Below are 21,202 nucleotides of genomic sequence, written 5' to 3' on the forward strand. Positions count from 1 at the left end.
AGTGATGGTAAAAAGCTGGCTCCCGGGGTTTACAGTACGCTAGACCTCTTGCGTGAGTATTTCATCACAGAAGACAAATCACGCTTATCTGTTAGCGGCTACTATCGAGGTGTAGACGAGCCGGACTATGCGGATCGAGCTTATGTATTTGGTACGGGTGCATATAGAATTAATGATGACGCAGTTTTTATCGTTAATGAAGATGGCTCAAGGTCTATTTCCAATATCTATGTCAAGCCAGAAAAAGATGATTTTGATTATGAGGGTAAAGGTTTTCTGGCAGATATAACTAATGCTTTGACAGAGAGTGAGATTGACCCTTCCGGAATTGGCAGGAAGGTTCCTATAGTTTTCACTGGAACAGTTACCGATAGACAGAGTTTTACCAGTGCCGACTGGGCTTCGCTGGAAGCATTGAGTCGCGAAAAGGAAAGGGTCGAGGCCGAAAATAAACTCCTGCTTCTTACCGGTTCACCGGGGTTCGCCGCACAGTTTGCAGCCATTCTTGGACGGCTGGTAACTAACGATATCATTACCTACGAAGACAGTGACGGTCGGTATGTTGTCTATGACGGTAGAGATATCAATAACAACGGTGTCATCGACCCTTACAAGCTGAATAACGTCACCGAACTCATCATGAGTAAAGGTGCAGCCGTTATAGCCGGCAACGGCAACGACACCCTTTATGGAACAAACTACTCAAACGACGAACTCTACGGTGGTGCCGGGAACGATCAGCTCGATGGTCGCAAAGGTGCTGACCGCATGCTCGGCGGATCGGGAGACGATACCTATACCGTGGATGACGAGGGTGACACCGTCGTCGAAAAGGCAGGTGAGGGTACGGATACCGTCAAGTCCAGTGTCGAGTTCAGTCTGGCCGATGAGTTTGAGAATCTGGAGCTGACAGGAACTGCCAGCATCAATGGAACAGGCAATAACCTCGACAACCGTATCCTGGGCAACTCGGGAAGTAACGTTCTGCGAGGAGAGGGCGGCAACGATTACATTTCGGGTAACTCCGGAAACGATACGATTGATGGCGGCGCCGGGAACGACACACTCATTGGTGGCTATGGCAGCGACGTTCTGGAGGGTGGGGATGGCAATGACATTCTGCAAGGCAGTGAAAGCGGTGACAGAGGCAGTTCCGACTCCGATACGCTGAACGGAGGTGCAGGCTTCGATATCTACAAGGCGCAGTCCCATGACGTCATCTTCGACTCTGATGGCAGCGGAGGCGTCTATCTTGAGAACCGCCGACTCACCGGCGGCAAGCGCAAAGAGGAAGATCCTGAAGACACCTATTACGGTGACGGCAATACCTATGTGCTCAAGAACGGCATCCTGACCATCAACGGCAGCCTGACCGTCAATGCGTTCAAGAACTATGACCTCGGCATTGCTCTGGAACTCGAGGACGAAGAGGAGGAAGAAGCTCCCGAGACTGACGATGCTGAAAACCGTACTTCCCCCATTGTTCTCGACCTTGACGGTGACGGCATTGAAACGCTTGCGGTCGGTGCGAGTTATTTCGATCTCGATAGCGACGGCCTGAGCGAGATGGCTGGCTGGGTCAGCCCCGACGACGGTCTGCTGGTACATGATCGCAACGGTGACGGCCGTATCAGTAACGGTACCGAACTGTTCGGTAACCACAGTCTGCTGAACAATGGGCAGACAGCCGGGAATGGATATCAAGCCCTGGCCGAATACGACAGCAATGGCGACGGCATTATCAACGCCCAGGACGCCTCCTATGCCAAGTTGCAGGTCTGGCGCGATCTCAACGGAAACGGCACCAGTGATATCGGAGAGTTGCAAAGCCTGACTGATGCTGGCGTGGTGTCGATCAGCACAGGCTACACCGATTCAAGCCATGTCGACGCCCATGGACATGAGCACCGCCAGGTCAGCACCATCATGCTGGCCAACGGCATGGCATCGACTGCGGCGGACGTCTGGTTCAAGGTTGACGCCTCCAAGCGCGTCAACAGCGGGGACATCGCGCTTACTGACGATGTCTATTTCCTGGCCAACGCCAAGGGGTTTGGCAAGGTGCAAGATCTGCATCAGGCCATGGTGCTCGACCCTGAACTGAAGACGCTGCTCGCCCAGTACGTATCCGCTACCGACGCGGCCAGCCGCGACCAGTTACTGGACAACCTGATCTATCGTTGGGCCGGAGCGCAGGATGTCGATCCCTTCAGCCGTGATCCCAAGAAGATCTATTCCCATGTGATGGACGCACGTCAGCTTGTCACCCTCGAAAACCTGGTGGGCCATGCCTACATGGGGCTCTGGTGCTGGGGGGAACGCGATCCCAACCCGCACGGACAGGCTGCTCCGGTCCTGGTGGCCGAGTATCTTGAATTCAAACGCTTCACGGCAGCGCAGATCCTGGCCCAGACCGAATATGCCAGTGAACTGGACATTATCCGTTCTGCGTTCGGCTCGGATGCCCATGGTATTTCTGTCGACTGGGATGAGCTCAAGGGCAAGCTGAATGGATTGCTTGCCAATGGGCAGAGTGATCGTATCCGTGGGGTCATCCAAGTGCTGACTGATCTGGGGACATACTCCCCTGCTTACAGGGCTCAGCGCGATGCCATGTTCCAGGCCGTGGCTGCATCCAGCCTTGGCCTGGCGCCGTTCTTTGATTTCTCCAGCCTCATAGGCACGGCTGGAAACGATACGCTTTATGGCTCGGGTTATGGCTCTCTTTTCTATGGCATGTCAGGTAATGACAGGCTGTATGGCGGCATGAACGGCGATAGCTATCACTTTGCGCGCGGGCATGGCAATGACACGATCCTGGACCGGGGAGGCCTGGATCAGATCGTCTTTGCGCAAGGTATTGCCTCCAGTGATCTTGTGTTCTCGCGTAATGTCACGACAGTCTGGATTCATGTCAGAAATACCGATGGCAGTGATGCTGGCTCATTGCAGATCGATAACTTTTTCAATTTTGATGGTTCGCTGGATTTTGGTGCCATCGAGTTCATTCGCTTCGATGATGGCAGCAGTCTTAACCAGCAGCAGATCCTGACGCTGTTGACTTCTGCTTCGTTGACCCAGGGGAACGATCTGGTTTTTGGCACTGTGATCGATGACACCATTGATGCACTTGCCGGCAATGACAACATCCATGGCCTGGGGGGGAACGATCAGTTAGCCGGCGGGGCTGGCGATGATGTGGTGATGGGCGACGACGGCAATGACGTCCTGACTGGCGGTATTGGTAATGATGTCTTGATCGGAGGACGTGGCAGCGACACCTATGTATTCGAGACCGGTCATGGTCATGATGTGATCGACAACGCTGCCGACTCGACCGAGCTGAAGCGTGACCGGCTGATGTTCGGTGCCGGTATCGAGCCGGAATCAGTGATCGCCAGGCGTAAAGGCGATGACCTGCTCCTGCAGATATCCGCGAATGACAGCATTCGCTTGACACGTTACTTTGCAGCCGAAGCGGGCGATGGCACGGCAGTCGATGAAGTCGTCTTCCACGACGGCACGCTCTGGGGCATTGCCGACATCAAGCGCAAGGTTCTGGAGGCGGGAGCCGGCAACGACGAACTGCTGGGCTATGCCTCGAACGATGTACTGAATGGTCTGGGCGGTGACGACTTTATCGCCGGATACGGCGGCAACGACACCCTGTTCGGTGGTGACGGGCAGGACTATATCGATGGCGGTGTCGGGAACGACAGTCTGGCAGGCGAGGCCGGTAACGACCATCTATACGGCGGTGAAGGTAATGACCTGCTGGATGGTGGTGACGGCAATGACGGAATGGACGGGGGGGCCGGTGATGATACCTTGCTCGGCGGTGCCGGTGATGACAACCTGAGTGGAGGTGCTGGCCGCGACACGCTTCAGGGCGGTGCTGGTAACGATTATCTGGACGGCGGTGCCGGGGACGACTTCCTGGCGGGCGGTGAAGGTAATGATCGTCTCGACGGGGGCAGTGGCACCAACAGCTACCTGTTTGCCCGCGGCGGTGGCCAGGACATCATCATGGATGCCTACGAAAATGTGGTCACCATTTACCTGTCCGACCTGCCTCTGGAAAACCTGGTGTTCCGTCGCAACGGCACCAGCCTGGATATCTCTTTCCCGGACAGCCCGCAGGACTTGCTGTCGCTCGCATACTTCTTCAACAACGAAACGCCCTCCGGTGGCATTCACCTGCATTACGGAGATGGGCTTGAGGCTGTCATCAGCCCGGAACAACTGCATCTGTTGACCCTGGAGGGCACCGAAGCTGCCGACCTGATCCAGGCCTATTCCGGTAACGATCTGATCGAGGCACGTGGTGGCGACGATGAGGTGTATGCCGGTGCCGGTAATGACAGCATCGATGGTGGGGAGGGCAACGATTATATCGACGCCGGTGATGGCGACGATACGTTGCTGGGGGGCAACGGTAACGACACCCTGCTGGGTGGTCTGGGCGACGATGTGCTCACTGGTGGCAGTGGCAATGACCGCATGGACGGTGGCGACGGCAATGACCAGTATTTATTCGCCGCTGGCTGGGGCGATGACATCATTTTCAACAGCGTCGGTAGCGATAGCGTGCATTTCAGCGGCGTAGCGCCGACTGACCTGCTGCTACGCCGCGATGGCCTGGATTTGCTTGTCATTCATCAGGTTACTGGCGACCGGCTCCGTATCCAGGGCCAGTTCTCCTATCAGGCCGGGCAGCCCGGAGCGACAGCGGTCGGGCAGTTCGTCTTCGACAATGCCATGGTCTGGGATTTCGAGGCGCTCAGGCTCAAGGCCATTGAAGGCTCCGACAAGGATGACGCCATCCTGGGCCACGCTGACAATGATGTGATTGAGGCGGGCGCTGGCAATGACTATGTCGATGCCGCGGAAGGTGATGACGTAGTGGCCGGAGGTGACGGCAATGACACGCTCTATGCCGGTGGCGGGAATGACACTCTGCATGGAGACGACGGCGACGACCTGCTGATCGGCGGTGCAGGCTTTGACACACTGCATGGCGGCGCGGGCAACGACACACTTCGTGGCTACGGTCTGCTGGATGGCGGCACCGGAAATGACTTGATCGAAGGCAGTGGCGAACTGCTTGGCGGAGATGGAGAGGACATTCTGCGAGGCCAGGGCAATGACATATTGTCAGGCGGTGCGGGCAATGACGTTCTGGAGGCCTACAGCAATCCCTGGATTCGCAATACAAACACGCTTTCCGGCGGTACGGGAGATGACACGCTATACGGCTCCTTTGGTGACGACACCTATCTTTTCAATCTGGGTGATGGCCTGGATCTGCTGATCGAGCGTCGTGCCGAGCAGGCCTATAGCAATATCGCGCCGTCCTTTGACATCTTGCGTTTCGGCGAAGGCATCAGCGTCCAGAGCCTGAGTTTCGTCCGGACCGGCAACGATCTGCTCATCAGCCACAGCAACGGCACAGACGCCATTACCGTACAGAACTGGTATCAGGAGCCGAGCGAGCACTTCAAGCTGGAACGCCTGGAGTTCGCCGATGGCTCCGTGCTCAGCGGCAGCGATGTCGAGGCGCGCGCCATTACCCTGGGAACCAGCGGTAACGACACGCTCATGGGTTATCGCAATCAGGATGACCGCATTTATGGTGGTGCCGGCGATGACCAGATCTGGGGCCAGGCGGGCAATGACCTGCTGGTGGGCGGTGACGGTGCGGACTACCTCGACGGAAGTATCGGCAGCGACCGTCTTGAAGGCGGCACAGGTAACGATTCGCTGATCGGAGGGCAGGGCGCGGATGTCATGCTCGGCGGGGCGGGCGACGACTATTACGCGGTCGATAACGTCAACGATCAGGTGATCGAACTTGCGAACGAAGGCGATGATTTTATTCGTACCACGGTCAGCTATACGCTCGGTGCCCATGTCGAACGTATGGCCTCCGATGGATCGGCGAATCTGGTTCTGACCGGTAACGAACTGGCCAACGGCCTGTGGGGCAATGCTGGCGACAACGTGCTGGCTGGCCTGCTGGGCAACGACTATCTCTCCGGTGGTACAGGTAACGATGTCTATGTGTTCAACCTGGGCGATGGTCAGGACACTATCGACAACACCGACGTTATAGGCGCAGTCGATACGCTGCGTTTCGGTTCGGGGATCAGCGATAACGACGTCCTGGCTTTCCAGCAGGGCGAACATCTGTTCCTGAAGATCAAGGGGGCCAATGACCAGATAGCCCTGTTGAGTTACTACTCGGCCAATACTGTCAGCAACGGCGTCACTGTTGACAAGAAGATCGACCGGGTTGAGTTCGCCAACGGTGTTGTCTGGGATCAAGCCAGATTGCAGGAGGTCGCGAGCCGGGCTGCCAGCAACAAAGCCCCGGTAGTCAACGCCAGCGTCCCATCCTTGACGGCGAGCCAGGGTGCGGCTTTCAGCTACACCATTGCTGAAAATACCATTACCGACCCTGATGCCTGGGACTCCATCACCTACAGCGTGAAAATGAGGGACGGCTCCGACGTTCCCGCCTGGCTTAAATTCGATGCCAAGACCCGGACGCTTTCCGGCACACCTTCGGCATCTGACGTGGGAAGCCTGCAGTTCATCCTGTGGGGCACGGACAACTACGGCTATGCCGCCGGCACCTATGCCAACCTGACCGTTACGCTGCCCAACCAGGCTCCCAGAGTTGCCAACGCGCTGGCGGACCAGAGCGTGGCAGAGGGAGCGCTCTTGTCTTATACCGTGCCAAGCGGCGCGTTTACCGACCCCGACAGCGGCGATACGTTGACCTACACCGCGACTCTGGCAGATGGCAGCGCATTGCCTTCCTGGCTGACATTCAATGCGTCTACCCGTCAGTTCAGCGGTACGGCACCGACCTCGGCCACCGGTACGACGAGCGTCAAAGTCGTTGCCAGAGACAAGGGCGGGCTGACCGCTTCGGATGTCATGGACATCGTTGTGACCGTTCAGAACCTGACGCTGAACGGTACATCTGGAGCCGATACCCTTACCGGTCGCTCGGGCAACGATACCTTGAGCGGGGGAGCTGGCAACGACACTCTGACCGGCAATGCGGGCAATGACCGACTCGATGGTGGCGCGGGCAACGACACGATGCGGGGAGGTACCGGCGACGATACCTATGTGGTGGATTCGGCCTCCGATGTAGTAACCGAAAACGCAGCAGAGGGTAACGACACCGTGGAATCCAGCGTGACCTTGACCCTGGGCGCCAATGTCGAGAACCTGACCTTGACCGGTACTTCGGCTATCAACGGTACGGGGAATACTCTGGACAACATCCTCACCGGTAACAGTGCAGTCAACACCCTGACGGGAGGCGCGGGCAACGACCGTCTGGACGGTAAGGCCGGTGCTGACCGACTCATCGGCGGTGCGGGTAACGACACTTACGTGGTGGACAATACCAGCGACACCATCACCGAGAATGCCAGCGAAGGAACCGATACTGTCGAATCCAGCGTGACCTGGACTCTGGGCAACAACCTTGAAAACCTGACGCTGACAGGTACTGCCGCGCTTAATGGTACAGGCAATGCCCTGGACAACATCCTTACCGGTAACAGTGCGGTCAACACCCTGACGGGGGGAGCAGGCAACGACCGCCTGGACGGCAAGGCGGGTGCCGACAGGCTCATCGGAGGAGCGGGTAACGACACCTATGTAGTGGACAATACCGGCGACATCATCACCGAAAATGCCAATGAGGGAACCGACACCGTCGAATCCAGCGTGACCTGGACCTTGGGCGCCAACCTGGAAAACCTCACTCTGGTCGGCACTTCAGCCATCAACGGCACGGGCAATGCCCTTGCCAACGTCCTCAGTGGCAACGCTGCGGCCAATATCCTGACCGGTGGCGCGGGCAACGACACCTATATTCTGGGACGAGGCTATGGCGTCGATACCGTGGTCGAGAATGATTCGACCAGCGGCAATACCGACGTTGCTTCTTTCATGGAGGGCATCGCTGCCGATCAGCTCTGGTTCCGCAAGGTGTCCGGTACCAACAACCTGGAAGTCAGCATCATCGGAACCTCCGATGCACTGGTAATCAAGGATTGGTACGCAGGTAATGCCACTCATGTCGAACAGTTCAAGACCAGTAATGGCAAGACACTGCTCGACAGCAAGGTGCAGGGGCTGGTGGATGCGATGGCAGCGTTCTCGCCGCCTGCGGCTGGTCAATTGACCTTGCCGGATAACTACAAGGAGCAGTTGTCATCGGTGATTGCGGCCAACTGGCAGTAAGCACTCTGCCTCATAGCCAACCCGCCTGATGGCGGATTGGTTATGAGGACTTGACGGTACACGGAAGACGCAATGTCTTCCGGGAAGCTGAGCCGATTATTTTGCCTATTCGGCTCATATTATGAGCCGAATAGCGCTATTATTCGGCTCACACCCGAGAGCTTTCCCATGAACGAACCCCTCAACTGGATCTGGCAACACCCGGACTGGCCGCATTTTCGCTGGCAAGCGGAGCCTCTGGTGGCATTGCTGCGTGCTTGCTCCCAGGCTCAGGGCCGGTTGCTGGGCATGCTCAATGCAGCCGGTGCGGATACCAGCGCGCAGACTGAGCTGGATGCCTTGCTGCAGAACATCATCACTTCATCGGCCATCGAGGGCGAGCAACTGAATGTAGGCTCGGTGCGTTCCTCGCTTGCCAGACGTCTTGGGCTTGAGGGTGGTCAACAGACCAACCCGCGTAGCGAAGGCCTGGCAGAACTGATGCTCGATGCCACGCAACAACATCAGCCCGCGCTGAGCCTTGAACGTCTATTGCACTGGCATACCTTGTTGTTTCCAGAGCCGCAATCGCTCATGACTCACAGTATTCGGGTGGGAAGCCTGCGAGGCGAAGAGCCCATGCAGGTGGTTTCCGGACGCATCGATCAACCCACCGTGCATTTTGAAGCGCCGCCACGTCAGGGTCTGGAAGGACAATTGCAGGCATTTCTGGACTGGTTCAATACCAGTCGTTCCGATGTCAGCCTTGATCCTCTATTGCGTGCAGGGCTGGCGCACTTCTGGTTCGTGACTCTTCATTCCTTCGACGATGGCAACGGACGTCTGACGCGAGCAATCACCGATCTGGCGCTGGCTCAGGCTGAAAACCAGTCGATTCGTTTTTACGCCATGTCTGCCAGCATTCTTGCCGCCCGCAAGGAGTATTACCTGATTCTGGAGCGCAGCCAGAAAGACGGCCTGGATATCACGCCATGGCTGCAATGGTTCCTTCAGACCTTGCTGCATACTCTGGAGCAGGCGATAAACCGCATCGACCGGGTTCTGGCAAAAGCACGTTTCTGGCAACAGCACCGGGATAAAAGCCTTGCAGCGGAGCAGGTCAAAGTCCTGAACCGCTTGCTGGACGGGAACCTGCTGGCCGACAAGCCGGGCTTTGAAGGCGGCATCAGTGCCGCGCAATATCAGGCCGTTGCCAAAGTCAGTAAAGCCACGGCCACCCGGCATCTGGCCGACCTGCTGGCAAAAGGCTGTTTACAGAAACTGCCGGGAGGCGGGCGCAGTACGCGGTATGAGGTGAGTCGGGGTTAAACGATCAGCCTGTTTCGCGAATGAATCGGCTTTGTCCTCTTCATTCGCGAAGCAGATTACTGGCTTTTTGCAACATTGAGCTTGAGCGGTACCGTCAGGGTTCCTCCCCAGTTCGGGTCATAAGCTGCCCTTATGCCCAGCCGTAGGACGCCTTCGTAATCATCGTCGGGCAGAGGCAATATATTGTCTATTTGGTGATAGCTCAGCTTCCAGTAGACATTGTGATCATTGCCCAGACAGGTAGAAATTCCATGCATGGGGCCTTCGCCAGGACATTCTCCATGCCTGAGGGTACCGCGCAGGACGACCGGGTAAGGCACCCTTTTGCTGCCGACGACCAGGGTGGTCAATCGTGTGTAGCTTTCCCCCTCCACCATCTGAAGTGCGGTCGGTCCTTCTTCATGGCCGTAGGCAACCAGTCCGATGGAATGCTTGAGCAGGGGAACGGGGATCTTTCCTTCGATGACCGGGTTGGCAGAAATGGTCCATTGCGAGGAGTACTGAACGGACGGTTTTATCGGCTCGGGTAGTTTGAGGTCGGCGATGGCCTGCTTCGCCGTGTCGCTGTAGGTGAACGACCATTTGTCAAAGAAACCACGTAGATCCCTGCCAACTATCCTGCTGCTATTGAGCGCAAACCAGTCGATCTTTTTCTGGTCTGTGGAAAAGTCGTTAGCATTCTCGCCACGGTTATAGGCAGTGCGAAAGTCTTTTGCGAGCTGCGCATGCCAGTCAGGAAAGGAAGTGTACAACTGGGCGAGCATCAACAATGTTCTGTCGGCGGGATTATCGGGAACTTCAGGTGGACCATCCGCTGCCAGAAAGCGCCCTACAGCTTCTGGATCAGAAGTGACGAACGCCCCGAATCGCGGATGACACCGCTCGAAGTTTGCGGTTTTCTTGCCGGTCAGCATCTGACAGGCTTCGAGTGAAAACAGGTTATTGCTGATCTCGGTAAGATGGTTCCATTTCCATGCCAATTGATTCTGGTGACCATATTCATGCCAGTCTCCCCAGTGACTGGCTATCCGGTCCCCACCGAAGTCTATGCCGACCAGGCCATTATAATAATGAGACACACAACATGTATTGAAACTGGCCTGATACATGGAAAGAGCCAATGTATCGAGAGGATTATCGGTTTGCCAGCTGAAACCATTGAACTGATCATAACGGGTCGTGATGATCAGATGTTCCTGCATCATGCTTTCTATATCTTTATCGGCATGGAACAAGGCGACGGCGGCAGGAAAGTTCATCACGGTTCTGCCATTGAACAGGTAGACCTGCCCCGAGGGATCGGGCGATTTTGCCAGTGTGGACCACTCGCCCGGTGGTGTGATGCCGGAAAGATAGAGGGCCGATTGTTTAGTGGGCGTTGAGGTACTGATCGTGACGGCTTTTCCCCAACTGTTCCAGTTGTTCATGTTCTTGCCCGCGTCTACGCAGGCAAGCATCAATATACCAGGGCGGTCGGCCGTATAGGTATGGCTCGAGTTTCGGCTCAACGCCATCTTGTTGGTTTCATTGTCGCCATAAGGCTTGTCAAAGTTGGAAAAGGTGTGTGCAGAACAACGAGTCAGCAGGCTGGGAAAGTCTTTGACGTCAAGGTTGATACTGTCCCCGACCGCCAGATAGACATGAGTCGGTATGTAGATATCTCTGCGCTGCCAGCCACCTTTACGCCGCATTTCATTTTCCTGTTCTTCGAGAACAGGTACGTTATAAGTGTTTTCGCCGGTACCATATATTTCACCGAGCCGTATTCGCCAGGTAAGGAGTTCAGTCAGGACTCCACGAGTAGACGTCGAAGTGCTGGCTATACTGTGTGCAGTATTGACCGAAGGTAACAGCTCTTCTTTATTGTCATATATAGCGTCATCTGCGGCGTGGGCGGTCAGGCCCAGCAGAAAGAATACGGTAATCAGCGATATAAGACATGTTCTGACAGTTTTATATGCCCATTGTTTTTGAACAGGGTTCATTATCGTGGTCCTTGTTATCAATGCTTTCCTTGCCTGATTCAGTCTAGTGGTTAAGTTATTGTTCTGGACCCAGGGCAGTAGACTGTTTGGGGATAATCGAAGGTTTGGAACAGTGTTATCGGAATGGATAGACGGGATGAGTGAGTGGTGTGGGCAGCCTCGGACTTTCATTACTCTGAGCGTAACAATCCTGATCCCAGCTTGATTGATGCTCCACCCCCTTCGCTCCTAAGGTGGCCCACGACAGCGAATTCGTGGAGTGATCATGACAACAACAACGAACCCCGACGCGCGCTGGTCGCGTCGTCGCAGTGAGAAACAGCGGCGACTCGAACAGGTGCGAACCCTCGCCGATGGTGTGGTTCTGCCGACCGACAAGATTGTTGCGGCGCTGGAGGCCTTGCTGGTTTCCGGGGACCGTGTGGTACTGGAAGGCAATAACCAGAAACAGGCTGACTTTCTGTCCCGTGCGCTGGCCAAAGTCGATCCCGGCAAGGTGCACGATCTGCACATGATCATGCCCAGTGTGGGGCGCGCCGAGCATCTGGACCTTTTCGAGCAGGGCATCGCCCGCAAGCTGGACTTCTCTTTTGCCGGTACGCAAAGCCTGCGCATCAGCCAGTTGCTGGAAGACGGGCTGCTGGAAATCGGTGCCATCCATACCTACATCGAACTGTATTCGCGGCTGGTGGTGGACCTGATTCCCAACGTGGTGCTGGCTGCCGGTTTCATGGCCGACCGGGCCGGCAATATCTACACCGGCCCGAGCACCGAAGACACCCCGGCACTGATCGAACCTGCTGCCTTCAGCGATGGCATTGTCATCGTCCAGGTCAACCAGTTGGTGGACGACGTCAGCGAACTGCCGCGTGTCGATATCCCGGCTTCCTGGGTCGATTTTGTGGTGGTGGCCGACAAGCCGTTCTACATCGAACCACTGTTCACCCGCGATCCGCGCCATATCAAGCCGGTGCATGTGCTGATGGCGATGATGGCTATTCGCGGTATCTACGAAAAACACAATGTTCAGTCGCTGAACCACGGTATCGGTTTCAATACGGCGGCCATCGAACTGATCCTGCCGACCTACGGCGAGTCGTTGGGCCTCAAGGGCAAGATCTGCCGCAACTGGACCCTCAATCCGCACCCGACGCTGATTCCTGCCATTGAAAGCGGCTGGGTCGAAAGTGTGCATTGCTTCGGCACGGAGCTGGGTATGGAAAACTACATCGCGGCCCGGCCCGATGTGTTCTTTACCGGGCGCGACGGCTCGCTGCGTTCCAACCGCCAGTTGTGTCAGCTGGCCGGGCAGTACGCGGTGGATCTGTTTATCGGCGCGACCTTGCAGGTCGATGGCGATGGCCATTCCTCGACCGTCACCCGTGGACGGCTGGCCGGCTTCGGTGGCGCTCCCAATATGGGCCACGACCCCCGTGGCCGCCGTCATGCCACACCTGCCTGGCTCGATATGCGCCAGCAGAGTGGCGATGCTCCCGAGGCCTATCTGGAGCGCGGCAAGAAGCTGGTGGTGCAGATGGTCGAAACCTTCCAGGAGGGCGGCAAACCCACCTTCGTCGAAACCCTCGATGCAGTGGACGTGGCGAAGAAGAGCGGCATGCCGCTGGCGCCGATCATGATCTATGGCGACGACGTTACCCATCTGCTGACCGAAGAGGGCATTGCTTATCTGTACAAGGCCCGCAGCCTGGAAGAGCGTCAGGCGATGATTGCCGCCGTGGCCGGTGTGACCGTGATCGGCATGCGCCACAACCCCAAGGACACCGCCCGCATGCGCCGCGAAGGCCTGATCGCTCTGCCGGAAGATCTGGGCATCCGTCGCACCGACGCCAGCCGCGAACTGCTCGCCGCCAAGAGCATTGCCGAGCTGGTTCAGTGGTCTGGCGGCCTGTACAACCCGCCTGCGAAATTCAGGAGCTGGTGATGCGCGCACTCAAACTGGATTCGCCGCCTGTCACCCTCAGCGAGCACCTGGCCGATCTTGCCGTCGAGGCCTTGATCGACGAGGCCGACCTGTCACCCAAACCGGCTCTGGTCGACCGGCGCGGCAGCGGTGCCCATACCGATCTGCACCTGGGCCTGATGCACGCCTCGGCCCTGTCGTTATGGCCGACCTTCAAGCAGATGGCCGAGGCCGCTCTGGCGTTCGGTGAAGCAGGCCAGCCATTGCGTGAAACCCTGGGCAGCCTTGGCCGTGAAGGTGAAGCGGACATGCTGCGCACCACCGGCGGGGTGAACACCCATCGCGGTGCGATCTGGGCATTGGGTCTGTTAGTGACGGCTGCTGCGCTGGAACCGGATAACTGCACGCCTGCGGCGCTGTGTCTGCGGGCTGCACGGCTGGCGCTGATCGAAGACCGGCATGTCGTCGCTCAGCCCAGCCATGGCCGCGAAGTTGCCCGCCGGTATGGCGTCATGGGCGCAAGGGAGCAGGCGCAACTGGGTTTCCCCGCCGTAATCCGCTTCGGTCTGCCGCAACTGCAACACAGCCGTGCCTCTGGCAGCGGTGAGCAGAATGCCCGGCTGGATGCCTTGCTGGCGATCATGACCACCCTGGCCGACACCTGCGTGTTGCATCGCTCCGGCATGACCGGTCTGGAAGCCATGCAGCGTGGCGCGCAACGGGTGCTGGATGCCGGTGGCAGCGCCAGCCTGGCGGGTCGCCGTCATCTGCAAGCGCTGGATCAGCAACTGTTGAGCCTGAACGCATCGCCCGGTGGCGCTGCCGATCTGCTCGCCGCCTGCCTGTTTATCGATGGCCTCGAGCCTGCGCTCGGCCATTTATCGAGGAATCTTTGATCATGGAAACCCTGTCTTTTGAATTTCCTGCCGGTCAGCCGCCTGTTGGCCGTGCGCTGGTGGGCTGTGTCGGCTCGGGCGACCTTGAAGTGCTTCTGGAGCCGGGCTTGCCGGGCAAGCTGTCGATTCAGGTGGTGACTTCGGTCAACGGTGCGTCGGCACGCTGGCAGCATCTGTTCGAGCGCATGTTCGAAGGCCAGACACCGCCCGCGCTGAGTATCGATATTCATGATTTCGGTGCGACACCGGGCGTGGTGCGCCTGCGCCTGGAACAGGGTTTCGAGGAGATCGGCCATGACTGATACCGCCCGTTTGCTGAGCCAGCACAGCTTTATCGAACTCGGTGCCCGTCAGCGCGCCCGAGCCTTGCTGGATGAGGGCAGCTTTCGCGAGCTGCTCGATCCTTTCGCTCGGGTCATGTCGCCCTGGCTGGCGCGTCAGGGTGTCGTGCCTCAGGCCGACGATGGTGTTGTGGTCGCCAAAGGCACGGTCGATGGACGCCCCGTGGTCATTGCGGCCATCGAAGGCAGTTTTCAGGGCGGCAGCATGGGTGAAGTGGGCGGCGCGAAAATGGCCGGCGCGCTGGAGCTGGCTGCCGAGGACAACCGCAAAGGTATTCCCACCGCTGCGATTCTGTTGCTGGAAACCGGTGGCGTGCGTTTGCAGGAGGCCAATCTGGGGCTGGCCGCGATTGCCGAGATTCATGCCGCGATTGTCGATCTGCGCCAGTACCAGCCGGTGATCGGTGTCGTGGCAGGCAGTGTCGGGTGTTTCGGCGGCATGTCCATCGCCGCAGGCCTGTGCAGTTATCTGCTGGTCACTCAAGAAGCGCGCCTGGGCCTCAATGGCCCGCAGGTGATCGAGCAGGAAGCGGGTATCGAAGAGTACGACTCACGCGACCGGCCTTTTATCTGGAGCCTGACCGGCGGCGAACAACGTTTCGCCAGCGAACTGGTGGATGGCTTTGCTGCCGACGATGTGGCGGATATCCGGCAGCAGGTCAGTGACTGGCTCGGTGATGGCGTACCCGCCCAGCATCGCAGCAGCCAGTACGACCTGTTCCTGCAGCGTCTCTCGCGCCTGGACACCACGGCGCAGATCGACCCGCAGGCCGTGCGCAACCTCTATCAAGGAGATCTGTCATGAGCGATTCGCCACGTGGTTTGAACTGGTTCAATGCCTTGAGCGCACAGGCCCGGGAAGTGGTGGGCCTGCCTGCCTCGGTCAAGGCGGCAGACGCTGTGCTTGGTGATCATCCGGTACGCTTTCTGGCCGTGGTCGCGGATGCCGATAACCGTTTTCCTCGTGCTCGCCAGGGCGAGGTGGGGCTGCTGGAGGGCTGGGGGCTGGCCAAGGCCGTTGACGATGCCATCGAGCTGGATCGCGAGGCAGAACACAAGCGTGCGCTGATTGCGGTTATCGATGTGCCGAGCCAGGCCTATGGCCGTCGCGAAGAGGCGCTGGGAATTCATCAGGCACTGGCTGGTGCTGTGGACAGTTATGCCCGGGCGCGTCTGGCCGGGCATCCGGTGATTGGTCTGCTGGTGGGCAAAGCCATGTCCGGTGCCTTTCTGGCTCATGGTTATCAGGCCAACCGGCTGATTGCCCTGCGCGATCCGGGGGTGATGGTCCATGCCATGGGCAAGGCATCCGCCGCCCGTGTAACGCTGCGCAGCGTCGAGGAACTGGAAAAGCTCGCTGCCAGCATCCCGCCCATGGCTTATGACATCGACAATTACGCGAGCCTGGGGCTGCTGTGGGAAACCCTGTCGGTCAGCCAGATCGAGCAGCCAGGAGCCGAGGATGTGGCTCAGGTGTTGAGTGTGTTGAGCAGCGCCATCAAGGACGTTCAGGCAGGAGGTGTCGATTTGAGCGGTCGTCTGGGGGCCGGCAATCGGGCGGCTTCGTCGAACGTGCGCCAACTGCTGCGGGCTCAGTGGTAATGCATACCCCGTTGGCGGTGCAGCCCCATGATCTGTTGTGGGGCATGCGCCTGTCCGATTTGCCTGGGGATGCGCCTGACTGGGTGTTTGAAGTGGTCAGTCAGGGACAGCCTGTGGTGGTGCGCCGTGCGTCTGTTGCGGCGGGTCAGGTGGCGGTCGGTATTCGCGGGCCGCGTCGCGAGCAGCGCTATGCCACAACCATGGCGTGCTCGGCGATCGAGCGTCAGGTGCGTCCTGAGCAACTGACTCATCTGACCGACAGAAATCCCCAGCGCTGGCCTGCGCTGGAGGCCCTGTCTCAGGTTCGTCCGGTGATGGACGTGCTGGACTTGAGCTGGGGCGTCAGTGGCAGTGCAGGCTTCGAACTGGCCAGCGGTTTTGCCGCGCTGCATCAGGGCAGCGACCTGGATCTGATTCTGCGTACGCCGGAGCCTGTGAGCCGCGGCTGGGCTGCCGAACTGGTGGAGGCGCTGGAAACCAGCATCTGCCGGGTCGATGTCCAGTTGCAATTGGCCGAAGGGGCGGTGGCTTTGCGGGAATGGGCCGGGCCTTCCCGCCAGATTCTGTTCAAGAGTTCTACAGATACCCGACTGGTCAGTGATCCATGGCAGCAGCCAGGGATGAGCGCATGAGCAGCTTCTGGGTGTTTCCCGGCCAGGGCGCGCAGCAAGTGGGCATGTTGCATCAGTTGCCGGACTCGACCGTGGTGCATGATTGCCTGCACGAAGCAGCCGAGGTTCTGGGCGAGGATGTACTGGCGCTGGATTGTGCCGACGCGCTGCAATCCACCCGATCCGTTCAGCTCTGCCTGTTGATTGCCGGGGTAGCCTGCGCCCGTGTTTTACAGCATCACGGTTGTCAGCCCGATTACGTCTCCGGTCTGTCGATCGGCGCTTATCCGGCAGCTGTCGTCGCCAGGGCTCTGGCTTTCGAAGATGCGTTGCGATTGGTGGCCCTGCGCGGCGAGTTGATGCAGAACGCTTATCCCGAAGGCTATGGCATGACCGCCATTATCGGTCTGGATCAAGCCTGCATCGAGGCGTCGATTGATCGGGTTCACAGCCATGAGACGCCGGTTTTCCTGGCCAATATCAACGCCGATAACCAATGCGTCATTGCCGGCAGCAGCCATGCGATGGAGCAGGTCGGGCGGCTGGCAAAAGAGGCAGGCGCGGCCGCCGTCAAACGTCTGGCCGTGAGCGTGCCGTCCCATTGCGCTCTGCTGGAAGAGCCGGCGCAGGTGCTGGCCCGGGCATTCGCCGACGTTCGGCTTGAGACACCCAGGGTGCGTTATCTGAGCGGCAGCACGGCACGCCCCATCGTGAACGTCGAAAAACTGCGTGATGACCTGACCTTCAACATGTGCCGGGTCATTGACTGGCGCAGCACTGTGCAGACCGCCTACGAGCGTGGCGTGCGTCTGCAGATCGAATTACCGCCCGGCACCGTACTGACGGGGCTGGCGCGCAAGGTGTTTGAACAAGGAACGGCAATCGCCTTTCAAGGCGCTCGCCTGGACAGTCTGGTCGCGTTGTCGCGAGAGGAGGGAACCCGCAATCCATAGAGTGTGAGCGCAATGCTGCTGCGAAGGACAAAAACAACAACTTCGGCAACGCAATTGAGGAATAACAACAATGATTATCTACGGTGTGGCTTTGCTGGCTATTTGCACCCTTGCAGGGGTGATTCTCGGTGACATGCTCGGCGTTCTGCTGGGGGTCAAATCCAACGTGGGCGGTGTCGGTATCGCCATGATCCTGTTGATCTGCGCCCGTCTGTGGATGGAGAAAAACGGAGGCATGAGCAAGGAATGCGAGATGGGCGTCGGCTTCTGGGGCGCCATGTACATTCCGGTGGTTGTGGCCATGGCGGCTCAACAGAATGTGGTGACTGCACTCAAGGGCGGACCTGTTGCCGTGCTGGCAGCCATCGGTTCGGTGGTGTTGTGTGCCTGCACCATTGCCTTGATCAGCCGTACCAATCGGGGCGAGCCGCTGCCCAAGGAAGAGCCGGGCGTGATCCCGACGGCAACGCCTGTGGGAGGTCGCTGATATGTGGGATCTCATCGAGAAAGGTCTTGAGCACAACGGCCTGATTACAGCCTTTGCCTTCGTCGGCGTCATCATGTGGGTTTCAGTCATTCTGTCCAGACGACTGACCTTCGGGCGAGTGCATGGCTCGGCCATTGCGATTGTCATCGGCCTGATTCTGGCCTGGGTCGGCGGTACGTTGACTGGCGGGCAGAAAGGCCTGGCCGACATGGCGCTGTTCTCCGGGATCGGCCTGATGGGCGGCGCAATGCTGCGCGACTTCGCCATCGTCGCCACAGCCTTCGAAGTGCAGGCCACCGAGGCCCGCAAGGCCGGGACGATCGGTGCGGTTGCCCTGCTGCTGGGCACCATTCTGCCGTTCATCGTGGGGGCGAGTGTGGCCTGGTTGTTCGGGTATCGCGACGCCATCAGTATGACCACCATCGGTGCCGGTGCAGTTACCTACATCGTCGGCCCGGTGACAGGCGCGGCACTGGGCGCGACCTCGGATGTCATGGCTCTGTCCATTGCCACCGGCTTGATCAAGGCGATCGTGGTGATGGTTGGCACACCGATGGCGGCACGCTGGATGGGCCTGGACAACCCGCGCTCCGCAATGGTGTTCGGCGGCCTGGCCGGCACTGTCAGCGGCGTGACAGCCGGCCTTGCGGCTACCGACCGGCGTCTGGTGCCTTATGGCGCACTGACTGCCACCTTCCACACCGGGCTCGGCTGCCTGCTCGGGCCGTCGCTGTTTTATTTTGTTGTGCGTGGAATAGTGGGATAAGACGTTGTAGCGGCAAGCTCTAAGCTGCAAGCTTCAAGTCAAAAGCTTGCTTGCAGCTTGCAGCTTGCAGCTTGCAGCTTGCAGCTTGCAGCTTGCAGCTTGCAGCTTGCAGCTTGCAGCTCCGCCTCCGCGAATAAATTCGTTTTTACGGGGTATTGGAGAGGCGATTGGCATACATCCGGCATTCGGCAATCAGTGCCAGCAGGTTCGGGTCGCGTTCTCTGGATTTGAGAAACACCAGGCCGATGTGCTGTTGCATGCGGTAGCGTTCCTGCAGCGGGATCAGTCGCACGCGGTTTTCATAGACCGCTGCGATGCGTCCCGGCAGCAGGGCGTAACCCACGCCGGAGCTGACCATGCTCAACAGGGTGAAGATGTCGTTCACCTGCATCGCGACCTTGGGCTCGAACCCCGCCTGTTGAAATACCCGTATGCCGTCGCGGTGGGTGGCGAAGCCTTGGGTCAGGGTGATGAAGGTTTCTTCCCGCAGGTCGCTCAAGTCGACTTCGCTGTGCTGCGAGAGGGGGGAGTCGGCAGGCACGGCCAGGAAAATGTCATCGGAAAACAGTGGCAAGTGCTCGCAGTCCGGGTCATTGAGACTTTCATCCAGCGATACCAGCATCGCATCGACCTCCATGTTCTTGAGCTTGTAGAACAGGTCGATGTTCGAGCCCAGAATCAGGTCGATATTCAGTTCGCTGCGGCGGATCTTCAAGCCCATGATGAGCTGCGGTACCGTCTTGACCGTCAGTGAATACAGCGCGCCGAGCTTGAAGCGTGCAGCCGAAAAGCCGGCAGCCTGTCGGGTCACTTCTACGGTAGTCAGGACGTCCTGAATCAGCTTCTGGGCGCGCTCTTCCAGCACATAGGCGCTTTCCAGCGGCGTCAGGTTACGGCCTTCATGTTTGAACAACGGACAACGCAGGGCGCTTTCCAGCGAGTGAATGGCGCGATGCACGCTGACATTGCTGGTCTGCAACTCCGCGGCAGCCCGCGCCAGATTGCCGGTGCGCATGAAGGCCAGGAAGATTTCAAGTTTTTTCAGGGTCAGCTCGTCATCGATCTGCATGTCGTGGCGCTTGTTGTTGGTGTGTGGGCAATTGTGCCTGACCCCGAAGACGATGACTGCTGCAAATATCTGCATTGCGCTTTACATCTGTAACCGCGAGCCTCTACAAATGGTGTTCCTTGCAGCCAGAGGTAATGTGCGGATGTACTACGGAGAAAAATTCAACGCCTGGTCACATCTGGTGGGCGCTGTGTTGGCGGCTGTCGGTGCAATCTGGTTATTGGTGATGGCGAGCCTGCATGGCGATGTCTGGAAAATCGTCGGCGTGGCCATCTACGGTCTGTGTCTGGTGAGCCTGTATAGCGTTTCGACGGTGTATCACAGCGTCCGTGGACGGGCGAAGGTCATCATGCAGAAGGTCGATCATTTTTCGATCTACCTGATGATCGCAGGCAGTTATACGCCATTCTGTCTGGTGACTTTACGAGGCCCGTGGGGCTGGAGCCTGTTCGGGGTGGTCTGGGGGCTGGCGCTGATCGGCATCCTGCAAGAGATCAAGCCACGCTCCGAGGCCCGGATCATGTCCATCGTGATCTACGCGGTCATGGGCTGGATCGTGCTGGTGGCGGTCAAGCCGTTGCTGGCCGCGCTGGGACTGGCAGGTTTCATCTGGCTGGCAGGCGGGGGCGTGCTGTACACCGTGGGCATCATCTTCTTTGCCTACGACCACATCCGCCACTGGCACGGGATCTGGCACCTGTTCGTGATTGCCGGAAGCCTGATGCACTTTGTAGCCATCTGGTTTTACGTGCTGTAACGCATTCTGTGGAAGACAGCTTGCTGGCGGCTTGAAAACTGTCGCTGGCAAGCCGTCTCTCATCAAACAAGACGCAAGACCATGAGTTAAAACGTATTTTTCGTGGGAGTAAAAACGCTCTCCGGTGGGCATATCCATTATCGGTATGTGTTGGTTCTACTGGTTCCGCCTTTACGGCGGCCCCCTTTGTTTCGGCAAAGGGGGGAAACCATGGGCTCCGGTTCGGCCCCGCCTGACG

Annotated in this window: 14 protein-coding genes; 12 read left to right on the forward strand and 2 right to left on the reverse strand. The window is 58.4% G+C overall.

Translation table 11 applies throughout. The annotated features are described in order from the left end of the window. Nucleotides 1-297: 297 nt before the first annotated feature. Nucleotides 298-8,268, forward strand: coding sequence for a calcium-binding protein (locus JSY17_RS20355; RefSeq protein WP_206402802.1), 7,971 nt, complete (start codon nt 298-300; stop codon nt 8,266-8,268). Between the two features lie 168 nt (nt 8,269-8,436). Further along, nucleotides 8,437-9,576, forward strand: a complete 1,140-nt coding sequence (locus JSY17_RS20360; RefSeq protein WP_206402804.1) for a Fic family protein — start codon at nt 8,437-8,439, stop codon at nt 9,574-9,576. A gap of 56 nt (nt 9,577-9,632) precedes the next feature. Here JSY17_RS20360 and JSY17_RS20365 read toward each other — a convergent pair whose 3' ends face one another. Beyond that, entirely contained in the window at nt 9,633-11,561 is a 1,929-nt protein-coding gene (locus JSY17_RS20365; protein ID WP_206402806.1) for a M60 family metallopeptidase, read from the reverse strand. A 265-nt stretch (nt 11,562-11,826) separates the two neighbouring features. On the opposite strand from JSY17_RS20365, the gene mdcA reads away from it, so the two are divergent. The 9 genes from mdcA (at nt 11,827) to madM (ending at nt 19,138) form a co-directional block, all read left to right on the forward strand. Further along, nucleotides 11,827-13,503 carry a malonate decarboxylase subunit alpha gene (mdcA, locus tag JSY17_RS20370; RefSeq protein ID WP_025262242.1) on the forward strand — a complete coding sequence of 559 codons (1,677 nt, stop codon included), beginning with the start codon at nt 11,827-11,829 and terminating at the stop codon, nt 13,501-13,503. Further along, on the forward strand, nt 13,503-14,378 hold the full coding sequence (locus JSY17_RS20375) for a triphosphoribosyl-dephospho-CoA synthase (RefSeq protein WP_206402808.1): 876 nt from the start codon (nt 13,503-13,505) through the stop codon (nt 14,376-14,378). Before mdcA ends, JSY17_RS20375 begins: the two co-directional genes overlap by 1 nt. A 2-nt stretch (nt 14,379-14,380) precedes the next feature. Continuing rightward, the gene (locus JSY17_RS20380) at nt 14,381-14,680 is read left to right on the forward strand and encodes a malonate decarboxylase subunit delta (protein ID WP_117165437.1); all 300 of its coding nucleotides are present in this window, start codon (nt 14,381-14,383) and stop codon (nt 14,678-14,680) included. Continuing rightward, nucleotides 14,673-15,524 (forward strand): biotin-independent malonate decarboxylase subunit beta, encoded by an 852-nt coding sequence (locus JSY17_RS20385; RefSeq protein WP_117182559.1) that lies wholly within the window; start codon nt 14,673-14,675, stop codon nt 15,522-15,524. The genes JSY17_RS20380 and JSY17_RS20385 overlap by 8 nt, the downstream gene beginning before the upstream one ends. Next, entirely contained in the window at nt 15,521-16,321 is an 801-nt protein-coding gene (gene mdcE / locus JSY17_RS20390; protein WP_206402810.1) for a biotin-independent malonate decarboxylase subunit gamma, read from the forward strand. Before JSY17_RS20385 ends, mdcE begins: the two co-directional genes overlap by 4 nt. Next, on the forward strand, nt 16,315-16,953 hold the full coding sequence (locus JSY17_RS20395; RefSeq protein ID WP_206402812.1) for a malonate decarboxylase holo-ACP synthase: 639 nt from the start codon (nt 16,315-16,317) through the stop codon (nt 16,951-16,953). Before mdcE ends, JSY17_RS20395 begins: the two co-directional genes overlap by 7 nt. Next, nucleotides 16,950-17,885 (forward strand): malonate decarboxylase subunit epsilon, encoded by a 936-nt coding sequence (gene mdcH, locus JSY17_RS20400; protein ID WP_206402814.1) that lies wholly within the window; start codon nt 16,950-16,952, stop codon nt 17,883-17,885. The genes JSY17_RS20395 and mdcH overlap by 4 nt, the downstream gene beginning before the upstream one ends. A 70-nt stretch (nt 17,886-17,955) precedes the next feature. After that, nucleotides 17,956-18,372: a malonate transporter subunit MadL gene (gene madL / locus JSY17_RS20405; RefSeq protein WP_117185342.1), complete on the forward strand. Its 417-nt coding sequence runs from the start codon at nt 17,956-17,958 to the stop codon at nt 18,370-18,372. A gap of 1 nt (nt 18,373) precedes the next feature. After that, a complete protein-coding gene (gene madM, locus JSY17_RS20410; protein WP_206402816.1) occupies nt 18,374-19,138 on the forward strand; it encodes a malonate transporter subunit MadM in 765 nt (254 codons plus the stop codon). A gap of 145 nt (nt 19,139-19,283) precedes the next feature. Here madM and JSY17_RS20415 read toward each other — a convergent pair whose 3' ends face one another. Then, nucleotides 19,284-20,207, reverse strand: coding sequence for a LysR family transcriptional regulator (locus JSY17_RS20415; RefSeq protein ID WP_117182570.1), 924 nt, complete (start codon nt 20,205-20,207; stop codon nt 19,284-19,286). Nucleotides 20,208-20,349: 142 nt separating this feature from the next. On the opposite strand from JSY17_RS20415, the gene trhA reads away from it, so the two are divergent. Beyond that, a complete protein-coding gene (gene trhA, locus JSY17_RS20420; protein WP_117182565.1) occupies nt 20,350-20,964 on the forward strand; it encodes a PAQR family membrane homeostasis protein TrhA in 615 nt (204 codons plus the stop codon). Nucleotides 20,965-21,202 lie beyond the last annotated feature (238 nt).

The sequence above is a fragment of the Pseudomonas capsici genome (assembly GCF_017165765.1).
GTDB lineage: Bacteria > Pseudomonadota > Gammaproteobacteria > Pseudomonadales > Pseudomonadaceae > Aquipseudomonas > Aquipseudomonas capsici.

Bases quoted from the DNA above. Each gene is read 5' to 3' on its own strand.
- JSY17_RS20380 (WP_117165437.1), top strand. From the start codon at position 14,381: ATGGAAACCCTGTCTTTTGAATTTCCTGCCGGTCAGCCGCCTGTTGGC.
- JSY17_RS20375 (WP_206402808.1), top strand. From the start codon at position 13,503: ATGCGCGCACTCAAACTGGATTCGCCGCCTGTCACCCTCAGCGAGCAC.
- mdcA (WP_025262242.1), top strand. From the start codon at position 11,827: ATGACAACAACAACGAACCCCGACGCGCGCTGGTCGCGTCGTCGCAGT.
- mdcH (WP_206402814.1), top strand. From the start codon at position 16,950: ATGAGCAGCTTCTGGGTGTTTCCCGGCCAGGGCGCGCAGCAAGTGGGC.
- JSY17_RS20385 (WP_117182559.1), top strand. From the start codon at position 14,673: ATGACTGATACCGCCCGTTTGCTGAGCCAGCACAGCTTTATCGAACTC.
- madM (WP_206402816.1), top strand. From the start codon at position 18,374: ATGTGGGATCTCATCGAGAAAGGTCTTGAGCACAACGGCCTGATTACA.
- JSY17_RS20415 (WP_117182570.1), bottom strand. From the start codon at position 20,207: ATGCAGATCGATGACGAGCTGACCCTGAAAAAACTTGAAATCTTCCTG.
- JSY17_RS20360 (WP_206402804.1), top strand. From the start codon at position 8,437: ATGAACGAACCCCTCAACTGGATCTGGCAACACCCGGACTGGCCGCAT.
- trhA (WP_117182565.1), top strand. From the start codon at position 20,350: ATGTACTACGGAGAAAAATTCAACGCCTGGTCACATCTGGTGGGCGCT.
- mdcE (WP_206402810.1), top strand. From the start codon at position 15,521: ATGAGCGATTCGCCACGTGGTTTGAACTGGTTCAATGCCTTGAGCGCA.
- madL (WP_117185342.1), top strand. From the start codon at position 17,956: ATGATTATCTACGGTGTGGCTTTGCTGGCTATTTGCACCCTTGCAGGG.
- JSY17_RS20365 (WP_206402806.1), bottom strand. From the start codon at position 11,561: ATGAACCCTGTTCAAAAACAATGGGCATATAAAACTGTCAGAACATGT.